Origin of the sequence: Cellulosimicrobium sp. NPDC057127 (assembly GCF_042670945.1) — a bacterium.
Classification (GTDB): domain Bacteria; phylum Actinomycetota; class Actinomycetes; order Actinomycetales; family Cellulomonadaceae; genus Cellulosimicrobium.
Genome location: NZ_JBHUUP010000008.1, coordinates 121,889 through 137,645 on the forward strand (window position 1 = coordinate 121,889; position 15,757 = coordinate 137,645).

Here is a 15,757-nt window from a genome sequence, read left to right on the forward strand (position 1 = left end):
TCACCCACCGGCGCACGGGCGCGGTGCGCTACGGGCGCTGAGGGGCGACGCCGTCGTACGTCGTCGCGCACGCCGCGACCTCGGCCCCGTCGACGAGCATGCGCGTCGTGAGCGTCCACCCGTCCGGGTACCGCGCGACCGTCTCGGCCGGGACCCGGGCCGTGTCGGGAGCGACCTGACCGCTGCTCGACCAGTCGGCCGGCTGCGCGGGCTCCTGCACGAAGGTCATGGGGTCCTGCCCCTGCCGGTCGGTGATGGTCGCCTCGAGCCGGACGAGCTGCGTGCCCGGCCGCGGGTCGGACCACTCCCAGCGGGCGTCGACGGGGCTCGGGGACGTGGGCATGTCCCGCGTGACCCACAGCCTCGACTCCGTGGACCAGCCTTCGTCGTGGGTGATGCCCGCGGCGGTCGGGGTGATGCCGGCGCCGGGGTCCTCGAACGTGCAGCCCGCGTCGACGGCGAGGACCGATCCTCCGCTCGACGTGACCGCCGTCGAGAAGCCGACGCCGAGCACGCAGACGAGTCCGGCCGCGACGCTCACGACGGTCGAGCGGGCGACGTCGGGCGCGTGCCGGAAGCGGGCGAACCACGGGTGCGGCGGGGGTTCGCGGGTCTGGACGACGACGGTGCCGACGATCGAGTCTGCGAACGTGCGGCGCTCCGCGTGCCACAGCGGGCGGAGGTAGCCGACGAGGAGCAGCAGGGCGTCCGCCACGTGCGCGACGACGCGCAGCACCGCGGCGAGGAAGCCCGTGGGCAGGAGCGTGTCGGCGCGCACGACGGCGACCCCCGCGACCCGCTTGCCCGGCGTGGCCCCGGTGTAGCCCTGGAGCGCGAGCATCACGACGACGACCAGCAGCAGCCACGGGCTCGACGTCCACGGCTCCGTCGGTGAGCTCGTCGTCGTCTCGCCGATGCCAGGGGCGAGCGTGGGAGACCTGCCGTCGTCGCCGAGCGCGAGCCACGTCGCGCCGGTGAGGATCGCGCCGTCGAGGAGCGTCCCGACGACGCGGCGCGACCACGACGCGCAGGGCGGCGACCACGGGTCCACGGGAGCCGGGGACGTGCCGGGCGCGGCGACGGCGGGACCGTCCGGGCCGGCCGGTACGGAGGTCGCCGTCTGCGTCACGCCGTTCATCCTGGCAGAAGGTCAACCAGCGGTCGAGCGTGCGTCATGCGGCGACCGTGACGGGGTCAGCGGCGTGACTGGGCGTCAGTATCCCGCGCTGCGCCGGACGACGTCGCGCCGCAGGTCGAGCAGGGCCGCCCGGGCGCGGCGGCGCCGGTCCGCGGGGTCCACCGTGAGCTCGTCGCCGGGATTGGCCTGCCGGCGTCCTTCCGCGGTCACCTCGAGGCCGAGGTCGACCTTCCGCGCCGCGTGAGCCGGCCGGGAGATCGTGGTGGCCGACGGCGCGGTCACGGCGCCGGGGGACGAGAAGAGCGGGCGGTGGTCGGGCACGAGGGCCTCCGGGGTGGTCGGGCCGGCGGACCGGCCGTCGGCCCGGCGGCGTGCGCCGGGCCGACGGTGGCTGGTGCGCCGGGCCGGTGCCCGGCGCACCAGCCATGTTCCGCCCACGACGTTTCCCCTGGTCGACGACCGCGTTTCGTTCCTGTTGCGACGCGTACGGCTGTCGGCCGGGGCGCAGGCATAGGGGGCGCTGACCCGTCGTGCAGCGGCGGGTCCGAGGAAGGACGTCGCCGGTCCAGCGGGACGACGGGCGGCCGAAGGGGAGACGAGATGCACGTGAGCTGGTCCGCGAGCGCGATCGGTGGCGCCGACGCGCACGGTCGGCACGGCCACGACCGGTCGTCCGCCGCTCCCCGGACGTCGGACGTGGTCGCCGACCCCGACGCCGCCGTCGAGCTCGACCCCGCCGCGCAGGACCCGACGTCGTCCGCGCCCGTCCCCGACGCCTTCCCCGCCAGCGCCCCCTGACCCCCCGCGGCCCCGCCGCGCCCGTGCCCCGAACGGAGGTCGTGCCGTGACCCGCACATCCGTCCACCAGGTCGTCCTGCCCACGCTCTGGGGCTACGCCACGCTCACGCGCCGCAGCCACCCGGCCCTGCCGCAGGGCGGCAGCACCCGGCGCGTCGACACCGTGCTCCCCCCGGTCCTGTCGCCGCAGGAGCTCGCCGAGTTCCACCGCCGCCTGCGCGCACGCCCCGGGGCGCTGCGCCGGCCGACGGCCCGGACGGGCGAGCGTCGCCTGCGGGAGGCGCTGCGCACGGCGATCGACGTGCGGACCACGGGCGTCCTCGAGCACTCCCCGCAGACGGACCTCTTCGCCCTGCACGACCTCGCGCTGGCCTCCCTCGTGCGGGCCATGCGCACCGCGACGACGCTCAGCCTCGCCGAGCACGAGGAGGCGCTCGCTCGCCAGCTCGTGTGGTGCGGGTTCGTCGCAGCGCGCGACGGCGAGGTCGGCAACGCGCTCGACGCCGCCGCCGCGCTCCGCCAGCTCGCGACGCAGCGGGCCGACGCCCGCAGCGGCGACGCCGCGGCCTGAGCCCGACGGGCCACCGCGGCCCGAGCCCGACGGGCCACCGCGGCCGGCGCGGACCTCCGCCGCTCCGGGTGGCCACCTCCTCCTCGAGGAGGAGGCGGCGCCGTCGCCGATCTCGGCCGCAGGAAGGTGCCGACGACCTCGGAGCCGTCCGTAGCGTCGACGCGGACGGTCCGGCCAGCGGGTCACCGTCCGACGACGACGGGAGGACCCATGATCGAGGTGGAGGCGCTGACGAAGCGCTACGGCTCCACGGCCGCCGTGGACGGGCTGACGTTCACGGCGCGACCGGGGAGCGTGACGGGGTTCCTGGGCCCGAACGGGGCGGGGAAGTCGACGACCATGCGGATGATCGTCGGGCTCGAGCGTCCGACGTCCGGCACGGCGACGGTGGACGGCCGGCGCTACGCCGATCTCGCCGCCCCGCTGCACGCGGTCGGCGTCATGCTCGACGCCCGCTCGGTGCACCCCGGGCGCACGGCCTTCCGGCACCTGCTGGCGCAGGCCCGCACGCACGGGATCCCGCGGTCGCGCGTGGACGAGGTGATCGCGGCGACCGGGCTGGAGTCCGTCGCGGGCCGCCGGGCGGGGACGTTCTCGCTCGGCATGGGCCAGCGCCTCGGCATCGCGGGCGCGCTGCTCGGCGACCCGGCGACGCTGATCCTCGACGAGCCGGTCAACGGGCTCGACCCCGACGGCGTGCTGTGGGTGCGCCGCCTCGTGCGCGACCTCGCCGCCGAGGGGCGCACCGTCCTGCTGTCCTCGCACCTCATGCACGAGCTCGCGCTGTGCGCCGACCGCGTCGTCATCATCGGCCGTGGGCGGCTGCTCGCCGACGCGTCGGTGCCGGAGATCGTCGCCCGCTCCGAGCGCGCCGGCGTCGTCCGTGTCCGGACCGCGGAGCCGGAAGCCCTCGCGACGGCGCTGCTCGGGCTCGGGGCGGACGTCGTGCCGCACGAGCCGGGCGTGCTCCACGTGCGCGGGACCACCGTGGACGACGTCGGCGCCGCCGCACGCCGGTGCGGCGCGACGGTGCTCGAGCTCGCGACCGAGGGCGGGTCGCTCGAGGACGCCTACCTGGAGCTCACCGCCGACGCGGTCGAGTACCGCGGCGGCGACGGCGCGACGGGCCTCGCGCACGCCGGGGGTGCCCGATGAGCGCGCCGGCCACCGCCGCGTCGGTCCCGACCCGCGCACCCGCGCCGGCCGGACGCGGGTCCTCCGGCCGCCGCGGCCCGACGTTCCCGCGAGTCGTCGCCGCGGAGTGGTCGAAGCTCACGAGCCTGCGCTCGTCGTACGCGGTCGCCGCGGCCACGGTCGTGGTGTCGGGGGTCCTGACGTTCCTGGCCGCGAACGCCTCGTCGGGGGACCCCGGGTTCGACCCTCGCGGCTCCCTCACCGCAGGCGTCGCGCTGGCGCAGATCGGTCCGCTGGTCCTGGGCGTCCTCGTCGGCACCGGCGAGTTCAGCACCGGGACGTTCCGCACGACGTTCACGTCCGTCCCCCGGCGCGTGCCCGTCCTCCTCGCGCAGACGGTCGTCACGGGGGCTCTCGCGCTCCTGGTCGCGGTGCTCGCGGTCGCCGCGGCGGTGGTCGGCGTGCTGCCGGCGGCCGCGTCGCGGGACATCGCCCTCGACCTGGCCGGGGACGGGACGCCGCAGGTCCTGGCCGGCACGACGGCGCTGCTCGCCGGCACCGCCCTGCTCGGCCTCGCGCTCGGGGCGCTCGTGCGCCGCCCCGTCCCGGCGATCGTCGTCGCCGTCGTCCTCGTGCTCGTCCTGCCCGTCGTGCTCGTGCTCGCGGGCGACATCGGGACCGACCCGATGGCCGCCGCGCCCGCTGCGGGCGACGTCCCGGCGCAGCAGGCGGCCGTGAACACCGTGGTCACGCTCCTGCCCGCGGGCGCGGGACAGCTCCTGACGATGACGCCGGGCACCACCGGGCTCGACGGCGCGCCGGACCTCGGCCCGTGGGGCGGAGGGCTCGTCCTCGCGGCCTGGGTCGTCGTCCCGCTCGTCGTCGCCGCGGCGCGCCTGCGCGTCCGCGACCTGGCCTGAGGACGCCCGCCGTGGCACCGACGACCCGCACCCCGACCGCCGGCCCGGCACGGCCCGGCCCCACGTTCCCCCGGGTGCTCGCCGCGGAGCGCACCAAGCTCACGAGCCTGCGCGCCACCCTGTGGACAGCCCTCGGGACCGTCGCCGCCGCAGCGGCGCTCGCCTACGCCCTCGGGATGTTCGTGCGCCCGGGCGACGAGCGGTCCTGGGCGGCGCTCGCCGTCTCCGGCGTCGCGCTCGCCCAGCTCGGCGCGCTCGTCCAGGGCGTGCTCGTCGGCACGGGCGAGTACAGCACCGGCACGTACCGCGCGACGTTCACCGCCGTGCCCCGGCGGCTGCCGGTCCTCGCGGCCCAGCTGCTCGTCACGGTGGCCCTCGCCGTCGTCACGGCGGTCGGGGCGCTGCTCGCGTCGCTGCTCGTCACGGCCGGGCGCCGCGCCGTCGTCGGGCCGGTCGACGTCACCGACGGGGAGACGGCGCGACTTTTCGCCGGGTTCGTGCTCTACCAGGCGGGCGTCGCGCTGCTCGGGCTCGCGCTCGGGGCGCTGCTGCGCCGCGCGACCCCCGCGGTCCTCACCGGCGTGGTGCTGCTCGTCGTCCTCGACCAGGTCCTGATGGCGTACCCCGGGAGGTTCACCGACACGGCGCGCGCCCTCCTGCCCGGGGCCGGGGCGCGGCTCGCCCAGGACGACGCCCAGCTCGCCCTGCTCGACGCGACGAGCAGCGGTCCCGACCTCGGGACGTGGGGCGGTGGCGTCGTGCTCGGGGCCTGGGTCGCCGTCGTGCTCGCCGCCGCGACGCACCGGCTGCGTCACCACGACGTCCCGTGATCCGCGACGTGCAGTGGGAGAGTAGGGCCGTGACGACCGCCCCGGCACTGACCGAGACGCAGGTGCGGCGGCGGGGGCCGGTCGGACGGCTGGTCGCCGACCGTCCGTGGGTCGCCGACGTCGCGCTCGCCGTCGGGGTGCTGCTCCTCGGCCTCGTCACGGCGAGCCTCGCGCTCATGACGGTCGAGGGGTCCACCGGCCTCGGGCTGTTCCCGCGCGACGCGCCGGTGGCCACGACCGTGATGACGGCGTGGCTCGCCGGGGCCGGCCTCGGCGCGGCGCTCCTGGGCGTCCGGCGCGTGTGGCCGCTCGCCACCACGGCGGTGCTCACCGTCCTCGCCGTCGTCTCGCTCGCCACGGCCGGCGTCCTCGGCGTCGTCGGGGTCTGCCTCGCGTGCGCCGTCTACACCGTGGCGGCCACCCGCCCGGCACGCACGGCCTGGATCGCGTGCGCGGCCGTGTTCGGCGTCGTCTCCGTCGCGCTGTGGTGGTGGCAGGACATCGGCCTCGCCGAGATGCTGCTGTGGAGCGACCCGACCCTCGCCCAGATCGAGGACCCGCCGCACCAGCTCGTCGAACCAGCGTTCTCCGGCGGGCGTCGGTCGGCGTCGGTGTCGCTCCTGCTCGCGCTCCTGCTGCTCGGTGTCGCCGCCGGCTCGGGGGTGCGGGCGCGCCGGCTGCACGCGCGCGACCTCGTGGAGCGGTACGCGGCGATGGCCCGCGAGCGCGACCAGAGCGCCGCGCTCGCGCGCGCCGCCGAGCGCGCCCGCATCGCGCGCGAGATGCACGACGTCGTCGCCCACAGCGTCTCGGTGATGGTCGCGCTCTCCGACGGCGCGGGTGCCGCCCTCGACCGCGCACCGGACCGCTCGCGGGAGGCCCTGCGGGAGCTGTCCCGTACCGGGCGCTCGGCGCTCGCGGACATGCAGGGCGTGCTCGGTGCGCTGGACCCGGGTGCGGGCGGCGAGAACGGGACCGGCGAGACCCTGGCCGGTCCGACGGGGAGCGACCTCGAGACCGTCGTCGAGCGCTTCCGCGCCGCCGGCGTACCCGTCACCGCGACCGGCCTCGACGCCCTGCACCCGGCGGACACCTCCGTGCGTCTCGCGGTGGTGCGCATCGTCACCGAGGGGCTGACCAACGTGCTGCGGCACGCGCCCGGCGCGACGACCGAGGTCGCCGTGCGGCGCACCGCAGCGGGCCTCGAGGTCGACGTCCTCGACACGGGCAGCGCGCGCCCGGGGACCGGCGGGGGGTCCGGCCGGGGGGTCCTCGGCATGCGCGAGCGCGCCGCCCTGCTCGGCGGCCACGTCGAGGCCGGACCGCGGTCCGGCGGGGGCTGGCGCGTGCACGTCGTGCTGCCGTCGCAGGACGCGACGGCGGGGAGTGCGCGATGACGAGGGTGCTGCTCGTCGACGACCAGGCGCTGCTGCGCATGGGCTTCCGTCTCGTCCTCGAGTCGGAGCCCGACCTCGAGGTGGTCGGCGAGGCGTCCGACGGCGACGTCGCGCTCGACCAGGTCGCGGCGCTCGCCCCCGACGTCGTGCTCATGGACATCCGCATGCCCGGCACGGACGGCATCGAGGCCACGCGTCGCGTCGTCGCCGAGCACCCGTCCGTGCGGGTGCTCGTGCTCACCACGTTCGACGTCGACGAGTACGCGTTCGCGGCCCTGCGCGCAGGGGCGAGCGGCTTCCTGCTGAAGAACGCCCGGCCCGACGAGCTCGTCGACGCGATCCGCACCGTGGCGTCGGGCAGCTCCGTCGTCGCGCCGCGCGTCGTGCGGCGCATGCTCGACCTGTTCGCCCACCACCTGCCGGACCGCGGCGACGCGCCCACCACCGGCGACGCGCTCGACCCCCGCCTGCGCAGCCTCACCCCGCGCGAGCTCGACGTGCTGCACGGCATGGCGCAGGGCGAGTCCAACGCGGAGATCGCCGACCGGCTCGTGCTGTCCCCGACGACGGTCAAGACCCATGTCGGCAACGTCCTCGCCAAGCTCGGGGTCCGCGACCGGGTCCAGGCCGTCATCGTGGCCTTCGAGAGCGGGCTCGTCGGCTCGGACCGCCGCTGAGGAGACGGCCCGCCGCACCGGCGACGTCCCGAGGTGCCGGTGCGCCGACACGTGCCTACGGTCGGGAGAGCCGGAGGACCGGCCGACCATCGGGCCAACCGGGAGGAGACAGCATGACCAGCACCGACGAGACCGCCGGCGACCTGTGGCAGGAGTTCCACGACGTCGTCAACATGACGTCCCGCGAGCTGCGGGACTGGCTCGCGACCGACGCGTCGGGGCCGCGCTCCGACGCCCTCCCCGACCAGGCGGGCAGCGACCTGTCCCGCGGTGTCCTCGACATCCTCGGCAAGCGCCGCACGGACCTCACGCCCGCGGACGCGGAGGTCATGCAGCGCGTCGTCGAGCGGATCGCCGAGATCCGCGGCTCCGCGGAGGAGCCCACGGCCGGCGACGCGCAGTGGCGGCACAGCCTCATGTCGCTCGGGCACGACCCGCTGAAGGACCCGGACGCCTGACCTCGTCCCTCCGGCGGACGGAGCGCGCGTGACGGCACCGGGACGGTCGCGCAGCGCCGTCGTGCTCGGGCAGGTCGCGCGCGACCTCGTCCTCGCCGTCGACGCCCTGCCGGACGGCGGCGCGTCGACGGCGGTGCGTGACCGCCGTGAGCTGCTCGGCGGCAAGGGCGCGAACCAGGCGCTCGCGTGCCTGCGGCTCGGCCTCGGCGCGGCCGTCGTGGGCGTGGTCGGCGACGACGGCGCGGGTCGGGACGTGCTGGCGCAGGCGCGCGCGGACGGGATCGACGTCGACGGCGTGGTCCGGCGCGACGGCTCTCCGACGGCCCTGCTCACCGACGTCGTCGAGGCGGACGGCACGCGCCGCCTGCTCGAGGACGTGCCGGCGGGCACGCTGCTCACCGCCGCCGACGTGCGGGCGTCGTCGGCCCGGATCGGGTCGGCGGACGCCGTGCTCCTGCAGCTCCAGCAGCCGCGCGCCGCGGTGCTGGAAGGCCTGCGGGTGGCGGGTGCCGGGGCCCTGGTGGTCGCCGACGGCGCCCCGCCGGACGACGACGTGCGCGACGAGCTCGTCGCGCACGCCCACGTGCTGCGCGCCGACGCCGCGGAGACGGCCGCCCTCGTCGGCCGCGACCCCGTCGGGGTCGAGGAGACCGTCGAGGCGGCTCACCAGCTGCGCTCCCGCGGTCCGGTGCTCGTCGCGCTGGCGGCCGGCCAGGAGGAGAACGTGGTCGTCTGGGACGGTGGGCACGTCGTCATGCCGCTCCTGGACGGCGACGTCGTCGACCCGACCGGTGCGGGCGACGCCTTCACCGCGGCGCTCGCGGCTGGTCTGCTGCACGGGCGGACGCCCGAGGAGGCGGCGTGGTGGGCGTCGGCCGCCGCCGTCCTCGCGGTGGGCACGCTCGGCGGACGCCCCGAGTTCGACCTCGCGACCGTCCGGGAGCGCGCCGACCGGGCGCGCACCGGTGCGGCGTCGCCGCGTCAGGCGCCGAACGGGAAGCGGCCCGCGGGGTCGTAGCGGTCGCGGACGGCAGCCAGTCGCGCCAGCGTGTCGGGCGACCACGCGCGGGCGAGCCGCTCCGGGGTCCACGGCGCGGGGAGGAAGTTGACGTTCGTCTCGCTCGCCGCCCACGGCGCCGACCAGTCGACGAAGTCCGTGAAGCTCGCGACCATGGCGGGCACGAGCGGCGGGTTCATGCCGACGAACGTCAACAGGTACCCGGCCGTGCGCCCGCCGACGGCGGACCCGCCGGGCACGTCCCGCGCGACCGCCGCGCCCAGGTGACGGATCTCGGCGCCCAGGAACGGCGAGTCCCCGCCCGGGCCGAACTCGCCGAGGTAGTGGTCGACGAACGCGTCGTCCAGCGTGCGCAGCCCGGCGCCGGCGACCCAGGACGGCCCCGGGTCCTCCGGGTCGGCGTGGATCGCGCCGACCTCCGACGCCGGCATCTCGCCGATCGTGTCGACCAGCGCCGGCGCGAGGGCGCGCAGCGGCGCGGCGAGCCGCTCGCCCTCGGCCGCGTCCCCCGGGTACGCGAAGCGCAGCGTCAGCACCGTGCGCCCGCGCATCGGCTCGGGCACGAACGGCAGGTCGGGGAGCGTGAGCACGACGACGGACGTCGTGAGGTCGTCGGGCGCGGTCGCCGTCCAGCGCGCCCAGCCGCGCAGCACGTCGGCGACGTGCGGGGTGTCGACGGTCAACGACCCCCCGTAGAGCGTGGCGAGCGGCACGAGCTCGAGGTCCACGCGCGTGACGACGCCGAGGCCGCCCTTGCCGCCGCGCAGCGCCCAGAACAGGTCGGGGTCCGTGTCGGCGGTCGCCTCGACGACGGAGCCGTCCGCGAGGACGACGCGGTAGGCGCGCACCCGGTCGGACGTGGCGCCGTGGCTGCGCGCGAGCGGTCCGAGCCCGCCGCCGAGCGTGTAACCGACCACGCCGACGTGCGTCGACGAGCCCGTGATCGGCGCGAGCCCGTGCGGGGCGGCGGCCTCGATCACGGCCTGCCAGCGCGTGCCCGCGCCGATGCGCGCGACGCGGGTGCCGGGATCGATCTCGACCCCCGCGAGGGACGCGGTGTCGACGACGACGCCGTCGAGGATCGGCGTCGCGCCGCCGTGCCCGGTCGCGTACGGGCGGACGGCGAGGCCGTGCTCCGCGGCGAAGCGGACGCTCTCCACGACGTCACGCTCCGACGCCGCGAGGACGGCGATCTGAGGATCGTTGAGGACGAGCGTGCTGTGCGCAGGGACGGCCTCGCCGGGCGTGCGGCCGCCGCCGTCGGGACCCGCGCCGCGGGCGAGGACGGTACCGGTGACGCGGGTGCGGAGCCCGGCGACGTCGTCGGGCAGCGGTGCGGTCGTCGCGGATGCGGACGAGACGGTGCTGGACATGCGATACCTCCGGTCGGTGTGCCGGCGCCTCATGGACGCCCACACCGGAGGGACGGCCCCGAGCCGTCCCTGTGACATCGCAGGTCAGCGGTTCAGCGGGACAGCGCCTCCAGCACGCGGCGGACCGAGGAGCCGAGGCCCCACCGCTCGGTGAGCGCGTCGAGCGCCTCGGGGTCGGCCGGTGCGGCCGGCAGCGCGTCGTCGACGTCGCCCACGGGGGCGTCGCGGGCCACCTGCACGACCTTCGGGGCGACCGCGAGGTAGTCGGCGGCCTCGGTGAGGCGGCGTCGCTGCGTCGCGGTGAGCCCGGCGTCGCCCGCGTCGCGCGCGGCGAGGACGCCCGCGAGGTCGCCGTACCGGTCGAGCAGAGCGACGGCGGTCTTCTCGCCGATACCGGGGACGCCGGGCAGGCCGTCGCTCGGGTCGCCGCGCAGCACCGCCATGTCCGCGTAGCCGGCGCCGCTGCGCACGCCGTACCGCTCCGCGAGGCGCGCCTGGTCGACGAGCTCGAGGTGCTTCACGCCCTTGGACGGGTAGAGCACGCGCACGCCGGCCGCGTCGTCGACGAGCTGGAACAGGTCGCGGTCCCCGGTGACGACCTCGACCCGCGCCCGGTCCGTGGGGCCGACGGGCGCGCCGTCGCCCTCTGCGGTCCGCGCGACCTCGCGCGCCGTCAGCGTGCCGATGACGTCGTCCGCCTCGTACCCCGGCGCCCCGACGCGCGCGATCCCCAGCGCCGCGAGCACCTCCACGATGACGGGGACCTGCGGCGTCAGCTTGTCGGGCACCTCCTCGACACCGGTGGTGCCGGGCTCCTCGCGCGCGACCCGGTGCGCCTTGTACGACGGGATCGCCTCGACGCGGAACGCCGGCCGCCAGTCGTCGTCCCAGCACGCGACGAGGCGGTCGGGACGGCGGTCGGTGACGAGCGTGGCGATCATGTCGAGCAGTCCGCGCACAGCGTTCACCGGCGTGCCGTCGGGCGCCTTGATCGAGTCGGGGACGCCGAAGAACGCGCGGAAGTACAGGGACGCGGTGTCCAGCAGGAGAAGGTCGGTGCCTGCGGTGCCGTCGCTGGCCGCGCCGTCGCTCGCCGGCGCGTCGGTGCTCTCGGTCATGCCCGCCATCCTGCCGCACGCCGCCGACGGACCTCGGGGGATGCACGTGGGCCCGAGCAATGCACCTCCACGTGCATCGCTCGGGCCTGGGTGCATCGCTCGACCGATGACTGTGCGGCGCCACCGCGGTCGACCCTGGGAGCGGGGACCGGCCCCGCCCGGCTCCAGGAGGCGACATGCTCGACAAGGCGTTCAGCGGGTTCTCGGTCGACGACGTCGACGCGGCCCGGACGTTCTACGGCGACGTGCTCGGCCTGAGCGTGCGCAGCGGCGACGACATGCTGTGGCTCGACGTGCCCGGCACGACGGGCGTCCTCGTGTACCCGAAGGGCGAGGCGCACGAGCCGGCGTCGTTCACGGTGCTCAACTTCCCGGTGCGCGACGTGCCCGCCGCCGTCGCCGACCTGCGCGAGCGCGGGGTGGAGTTCGAGCGGTACGCGGGCACGCCCGTCGAGACCGACGACGACTTCGTGTTCCGCGGCGGCGGCCCGCCCATCGCCTGGTTCACCGACCCGGCGGGCAACGTGCTCTCGGTCATCGAGGACGACGACGCCTGACCGGTCCCGCGCCGAACCCGGGTTTGTGCGCCACGGAGCGACAGTGGTGACGCACGACCCGGGGTTCGGCGGCGGCGGTGCCCGGCAAGCCGGGGTTCGGCGCGGGCCGCCGCAGCCCGCGCCGAGCCGTTCACGCCCCTCCGAGACCCTCCTCGCGTGCGCGGACGATCGCGGCGGCGCGGTCGCGCACGGCCAGCTTGGTCAGCACGTTCGTCACGTGGTTGCGGACCGTCTTGGGGCTGAGCACGAGCCGCCGCGAGATCGACGTGTTGTCCAGCCCCGCGGCGACCAGGTCGAGCACCTCGCGCTCACGGTCGGTGAGCTGCGGGAAGGGCACCCGCGCGGCGGACCGCCCCCCGACCACGTACGCCATCGCGCGCTCCGCGACCGCCGGGGCGAGGATCATCGCGCCGTCGGCGACGGACCGCACGGCGCGCTCGACCTCCGCCGGGCTCGCGGACTTCACGAGGTAGCCGCGGGCGCCCGCGCGCACCGCGGCGACGACGACGTCGGCGTCCTCGTGCATCGTCACGACGAGCACGCGCACGCCGGGTCGTGCGCGCACGAGGTCGCGCGTGACGTCGACGCCGGAGCCGTCGCCGAGGTCCACGTCCATGAGCACGACGTCGGGCTGCGCGGCGGAGGTCGCGGGCGGCACCGTGGACGGGGCCCCGGGCCGGCCGTCGGAGCTGTCGAGGCCCAGCACGGCCCGCGCCTGCGCCGCGGACGCGGCCTGCCCGACGACGCGCACGCCGTCGAGCGAGCCGAGCAGCGCGACGAGGCCGAGCCGGTAGAGCGGGTGGTCGTCGACCACGACGACGTCGACCGTCCGCGTCTCCTCGGCCGCGGGGAGCGCTGCGTTCCCGCCGACCGCGCGCACCGCGTCGTCCGCCGCGGTCATGCGACGACCTCGTCCGGGGTCGTCACGGACCGCGGCCGGAACGCAGCGCCGCCTGGTACGAGCGGCAGGGCGGCGCGCACGCGCGTGCCCGGCCGCGCGGCGCCGGGTCGCAGGGGCGTGACCTCGACGCGGCCGCCGAGCTCCTCGGCGCGCTCGCGTACCGACCGTGAGCCGACGCCGGACCGCGTCCCGGGCGCGACGCCCACCCCGGCGTCCTCGCACGTGACGACGAGCGCGTCGTCGAGCACCTCGACGTCCAGCCGGCACTCCGCGGCCCCCGAGTGCCGTGCCGCGTTGACGACCGACTCGCTCGCGATGGCGTACGCGGCTGCGGCGACGCGCGGGTCGAGCCCGGCGCTCGGGTCGCACCGCACGTCGACGACGAAGCCCGCCACCGCCTGCCGGCCCGCGAGCTCCCCGAGGGCGGCCTCGAGCCCGAGCTCGTCGAGCGACGGCGGCAGGAGGCTGCGCGAGAGGGCGCGCACGTCCTCGACGCGCTGCTCCGCCTCGGCGCCGAGCGCGTCGAGGATGGCCGCCGCCGCGGCCGGGTCGGTGTCGAGCACGTTGCGTGCGCCCTGGAGTCCCAGGCGCAGCCCGGTGAGCCAGGGCCCGACGCCGTCGTGCAGCTCCCGGCGGATGACGCGCCGCTCGGCGAGGCGGGCGCGCGTCGTCGCGTCCCGGGCGGCCTCGAGCTCGCGCGCGCCCTGCGCGAGAGCGAGGCCCGCGCCGAGCACGGGCAGGAGCTGGTCGAGCGCGTCTCGTGTGCGCGCGTCGAGCCGCTCGCCCGCGCGCGGCACCACGTGCACCCGGCCGAGCACACGACCCCCGTGCTCGACGTCGCGCACGCCGTCCGTGCCGGCACCGGGTCCCGCGACGGGCCACTCGACCGTCACCGACTCCAGGCGGAGCGCCTCGCGGACGCCGACCGCCAGCCCGGCGACGAGGTCGTCGGCCGTCGCCGCGGTGGACAGGTGGCGCCCCACGCTGAGCGCCGCGCGCCCGGGGTCGCCGCCGTCGCCGTACACGAGCACGTGGACGCGCCGGCGCAGCCAGGCGTGCAGGGGCTGGACGGCGACCGCCACGCCGACGGCGGCCAGGATCTGCGCCGCGGGGCCGTCGACGACGGTCGCCGCGACCACGACGACCACGCCGTAGACGAGCGCCAGCCCGACGGCGAGCATCGCGGCCACCGTCGCGCGCGACAGCACGAGGTCGAGGCCCCACAGCCGGTTGCGGAGCACGCACACGAGGATCGCCGCGGGGAACAGGGCCTGGCACGCGAGGTGCGTGAGCGGCAGCGCGAGCACGACGTCGGGGTCGGCCCAGGTACCGAGCAGCGGCACGAACGACAGCGCCATGAGCGCGGTGCCGAGCGCGAGGAGCCCGAGCCCGCGCCGGTCCGCGACCGGGCCCCGACGCCAGCGCCACGCCGTCGCCGTCGCGGTGACGAGCCCGACGGCGACGATCGCGCCGATCGCCGGGCGCGGGTCGTCCGTCGGCGCCAGGAGGAAGAACGCGATCGACGCCGCGCCGGCGACGACGCCGCACCAGTCGCCCGCGCCGAGCCGTCCGGAACGCACGAACCACGGCACGAGCACGAACAGGCCGACGGTCCCGGGGATCCACGCCCACCCGTAGGCGTCGGCGAGGGGCGTCAGCGGCGGGAGCGCCGGGTGGGTCGAGGCGTAGCTGCGCCAGCCGCCACCGAGCGCGGCCACGCCCGCGCCGATCCCCGCGAGGGCGGTCAGCCACCCGACGACGTGCGGGCGACGTGCGAGGACCACCGCCGCGACGGTGCCGTACACGAGCGCGACGGTCGCGTCGACGACGACGAACAGCAGGTCGCCGAGCAGCAGCGGCACGCCGGACGTGAGCTGGAGCAGGAGGGCGGACACGCCGAGGAACCAGGTGACGACCGCGACGGTCGCCCCGATGGTCCAGTTCGTGCGGGAGGTCCCGGCGGGGCCGGGCCCGGGCTCGGCCACGGGCTCACGGTAGGGCCGCGCCGGGCCCTGCGAGAAGGGCCCGGCGCGCACATCACCCACGGGGTACGAGGACCGCGTGCTCAGCGCCGGTCCCCGAGCGCGAAGCCGAGCGCGGTGACGACGAGCCACACCGGCCCGACGAACCCGGCCATGTACTGCAGCGGGGAGACGCCGGTCAGCAGGGCGAGCCCGCCGAGGACGAGGCCGACGACGCCGATCCAGCGCGGCGCGGCCGAGTGCCGCAGCGCCGCGACGCCGAGCGCGACGCCGCTGACGCCGGCGCCGACCCACAGCCACGGGATGGTCGCGACCCAGTCGGCGTAGAACGCGCCGGACTCGGGGACGAGGAGCTCGGGCTCGGCGAACCCGAACATGAACTGCGTGTCGAGCCCGGTGCCGAGCAGCCCGGCGACGGACACGAGCACGAGCCCCCAGCCGGCGACCGTCGGCAGGAGGGACCCGGCGGGCGCCTGCGCGTCGAGACGACGCTTGAGCCCCGCGGCGAAGACGAGCACGAGCAGCGCGCACGCGATCGCCGCCGTGTGGAACACGATCATCGTGCTCGTGCGGCCGGCGAGGTCGGCGACGATGGCGTCGGCGTCGCCGGCGGTCTCCTCCCAGTTCTGCCCGAGGCGCATCGACGCCTCGATCGAGACGAGGCCGAGGGCGCCGGCGACGACGCCGGTCCACGCCCAGGCGCGCGACGGCGCGCCGCGGCCGCGGCGGGAGGGTGCGCCCGCGACGGGCGCCGTGGTGGTGAGCGGGCTGTCCTGCATGGGAGGGGCCTTCCTGGTCGGGCGCGGTGGTCCCGCGCCGGGTGTCCGTGACGAGGGGAAGGCTCGTGCGGGACGTGTCCCGGGCGCCAGGGGCGGTCGACCCGAT

General features: G+C 77.0%; 17 protein-coding genes. 10 read left to right on the plus strand and 7 right to left on the minus strand.

What is annotated here, in order from left to right; translation table 11 throughout:
* Positions 1–28: 28 nt before the first annotated feature.
* Entirely contained in the window at positions 29–1,129 is a 1,101-nt protein-coding gene (locus tag ACFTZA_RS09995) for an RDD family protein (protein ID WP_378193594.1), read from the minus strand.
* 84 nt (positions 1,130–1,213) lie between these two features.
* Positions 1,214–1,576, minus strand: coding sequence for a hypothetical protein (locus tag ACFTZA_RS10000; RefSeq protein ID WP_378193597.1), 363 nt, complete (start codon positions 1,574–1,576; stop codon positions 1,214–1,216).
* 168 nt (positions 1,577–1,744) lie between these two features.
* On the opposite strand from ACFTZA_RS10000, the gene ACFTZA_RS10005 reads away from it, so the two are divergent.
* The 9 genes from ACFTZA_RS10005 to ACFTZA_RS10045 all read left to right on the plus strand — a co-directional run bounded on the left by ACFTZA_RS10005 (position 1,745) and on the right by ACFTZA_RS10045 (position 8,941).
* A complete protein-coding gene (locus ACFTZA_RS10005; protein ID WP_378193600.1) occupies positions 1,745–1,936 on the plus strand; it encodes a hypothetical protein in 192 nt (63 codons plus the stop codon).
* 46 nt (positions 1,937–1,982) lie between these two features.
* Positions 1,983–2,507 (plus strand): hypothetical protein, encoded by a 525-nt coding sequence (locus ACFTZA_RS10010; protein ID WP_378193602.1) that lies wholly within the window; start codon positions 1,983–1,985, stop codon positions 2,505–2,507.
* A 210-nt stretch (positions 2,508–2,717) separates the two neighbouring features.
* Complete coding sequence (locus ACFTZA_RS10015; RefSeq protein ID WP_378193605.1) at positions 2,718–3,662, plus strand: ABC transporter ATP-binding protein; 945 nt, start codon at positions 2,718–2,720, stop codon at positions 3,660–3,662.
* Positions 3,659–4,561, plus strand: coding sequence for a hypothetical protein (locus tag ACFTZA_RS10020; RefSeq protein WP_378193608.1), 903 nt, complete (start codon positions 3,659–3,661; stop codon positions 4,559–4,561). Before ACFTZA_RS10015 ends, ACFTZA_RS10020 begins: the two co-directional genes overlap by 4 nt.
* A gap of 11 nt (positions 4,562–4,572) precedes the next feature.
* The gene (locus tag ACFTZA_RS10025) at positions 4,573–5,391 is read left to right on the plus strand and encodes a hypothetical protein (RefSeq protein WP_378193611.1); all 819 of its coding nucleotides are present in this window, start codon (positions 4,573–4,575) and stop codon (positions 5,389–5,391) included.
* A 29-nt stretch (positions 5,392–5,420) separates the two neighbouring features.
* Entirely contained in the window at positions 5,421–6,788 is a 1,368-nt protein-coding gene (locus ACFTZA_RS10030) for a sensor histidine kinase (RefSeq protein ID WP_378193614.1), read from the plus strand.
* A complete protein-coding gene (locus ACFTZA_RS10035; RefSeq protein ID WP_378193617.1) occupies positions 6,785–7,465 on the plus strand; it encodes a response regulator in 681 nt (226 codons plus the stop codon). Before ACFTZA_RS10030 ends, ACFTZA_RS10035 begins: the two co-directional genes overlap by 4 nt.
* Before the next feature lie 113 nt (positions 7,466–7,578).
* Complete coding sequence (locus tag ACFTZA_RS10040) at positions 7,579–7,923, plus strand: DUF3140 domain-containing protein (RefSeq protein ID WP_378193620.1); 345 nt, start codon at positions 7,579–7,581, stop codon at positions 7,921–7,923.
* A 28-nt stretch (positions 7,924–7,951) separates the two neighbouring features.
* On the plus strand, positions 7,952–8,941 hold the full coding sequence (locus ACFTZA_RS10045; protein WP_378193623.1) for a PfkB family carbohydrate kinase: 990 nt from the start codon (positions 7,952–7,954) through the stop codon (positions 8,939–8,941).
* Here ACFTZA_RS10045 and ACFTZA_RS10050 read toward each other — a convergent pair.
* Both ACFTZA_RS10050 and ACFTZA_RS10055 read right to left on the minus strand, forming a co-directional pair.
* A complete protein-coding gene (locus ACFTZA_RS10050) occupies positions 8,905–10,314 on the minus strand; it encodes an FAD-binding oxidoreductase (protein ID WP_378193626.1) in 1,410 nt (469 codons plus the stop codon). The two genes, ACFTZA_RS10045 and ACFTZA_RS10050, sit on opposite strands and share 37 nt — an antisense overlap.
* A 92-nt stretch (positions 10,315–10,406) precedes the next feature.
* The gene (locus ACFTZA_RS10055; protein WP_378193629.1) at positions 10,407–11,432 is read right to left on the minus strand and encodes a 5'-3' exonuclease H3TH domain-containing protein; all 1,026 of its coding nucleotides are present in this window, start codon (positions 11,430–11,432) and stop codon (positions 10,407–10,409) included.
* A 176-nt stretch (positions 11,433–11,608) separates the two neighbouring features.
* On the opposite strand from ACFTZA_RS10055, the gene ACFTZA_RS10060 reads away from it, so the two are divergent.
* Positions 11,609–11,989, plus strand: a complete 381-nt coding sequence (locus ACFTZA_RS10060) for a VOC family protein (RefSeq protein WP_378193633.1) — start codon at positions 11,609–11,611, stop codon at positions 11,987–11,989.
* 130 nt (positions 11,990–12,119) lie between these two features.
* Here the strand turns inward: ACFTZA_RS10060 and ACFTZA_RS10065 are convergent, their stop codons facing one another.
* The 3 genes from ACFTZA_RS10065 to ACFTZA_RS10075 all read right to left on the minus strand — a co-directional run bounded on the left by ACFTZA_RS10065 (position 12,120) and on the right by ACFTZA_RS10075 (position 15,651).
* Positions 12,120–12,890 (minus strand): response regulator, encoded by a 771-nt coding sequence (locus ACFTZA_RS10065; RefSeq protein ID WP_378193636.1) that lies wholly within the window; start codon positions 12,888–12,890, stop codon positions 12,120–12,122.
* Complete coding sequence (locus ACFTZA_RS10070; RefSeq protein WP_378193639.1) at positions 12,887–14,875, minus strand: sensor histidine kinase; 1,989 nt, start codon at positions 14,873–14,875, stop codon at positions 12,887–12,889. Before ACFTZA_RS10070 ends, ACFTZA_RS10065 begins: the two co-directional genes overlap by 4 nt.
* Positions 14,876–14,955: 80 nt before the next feature.
* Positions 14,956–15,651 carry a hypothetical protein gene (locus ACFTZA_RS10075; protein ID WP_378193642.1) on the minus strand — a complete coding sequence of 232 codons (696 nt, stop codon included), beginning with the start codon at positions 15,649–15,651 and terminating at the stop codon, positions 14,956–14,958.
* Positions 15,652–15,757 lie beyond the last annotated feature (106 nt).

Bases quoted from the DNA above. Each gene is read 5' to 3' on its own strand.
- ACFTZA_RS10060 (WP_378193633.1), top strand. From the start codon at position 11,609: ATGCTCGACAAGGCGTTCAGCGGGTTCTCGGTCGACGACGTCGACGCG.
- ACFTZA_RS10020 (WP_378193608.1), top strand. From the start codon at position 3,659: ATGAGCGCGCCGGCCACCGCCGCGTCGGTCCCGACCCGCGCACCCGCG.
- ACFTZA_RS10040 (WP_378193620.1), top strand. From the start codon at position 7,579: ATGACCAGCACCGACGAGACCGCCGGCGACCTGTGGCAGGAGTTCCAC.
- ACFTZA_RS10015 (WP_378193605.1), top strand. From the start codon at position 2,718: ATGATCGAGGTGGAGGCGCTGACGAAGCGCTACGGCTCCACGGCCGCC.
- ACFTZA_RS10055 (WP_378193629.1), bottom strand. From the start codon at position 11,432: ATGACCGAGAGCACCGACGCGCCGGCGAGCGACGGCGCGGCCAGCGAC.
- ACFTZA_RS10035 (WP_378193617.1), top strand. From the start codon at position 6,785: ATGACGAGGGTGCTGCTCGTCGACGACCAGGCGCTGCTGCGCATGGGC.
- ACFTZA_RS10050 (WP_378193626.1), bottom strand. From the start codon at position 10,314: ATGTCCAGCACCGTCTCGTCCGCATCCGCGACGACCGCACCGCTGCCC.
- ACFTZA_RS10065 (WP_378193636.1), bottom strand. From the start codon at position 12,890: ATGACCGCGGCGGACGACGCGGTGCGCGCGGTCGGCGGGAACGCAGCG.
- ACFTZA_RS10075 (WP_378193642.1), bottom strand. From the start codon at position 15,651: ATGCAGGACAGCCCGCTCACCACCACGGCGCCCGTCGCGGGCGCACCC.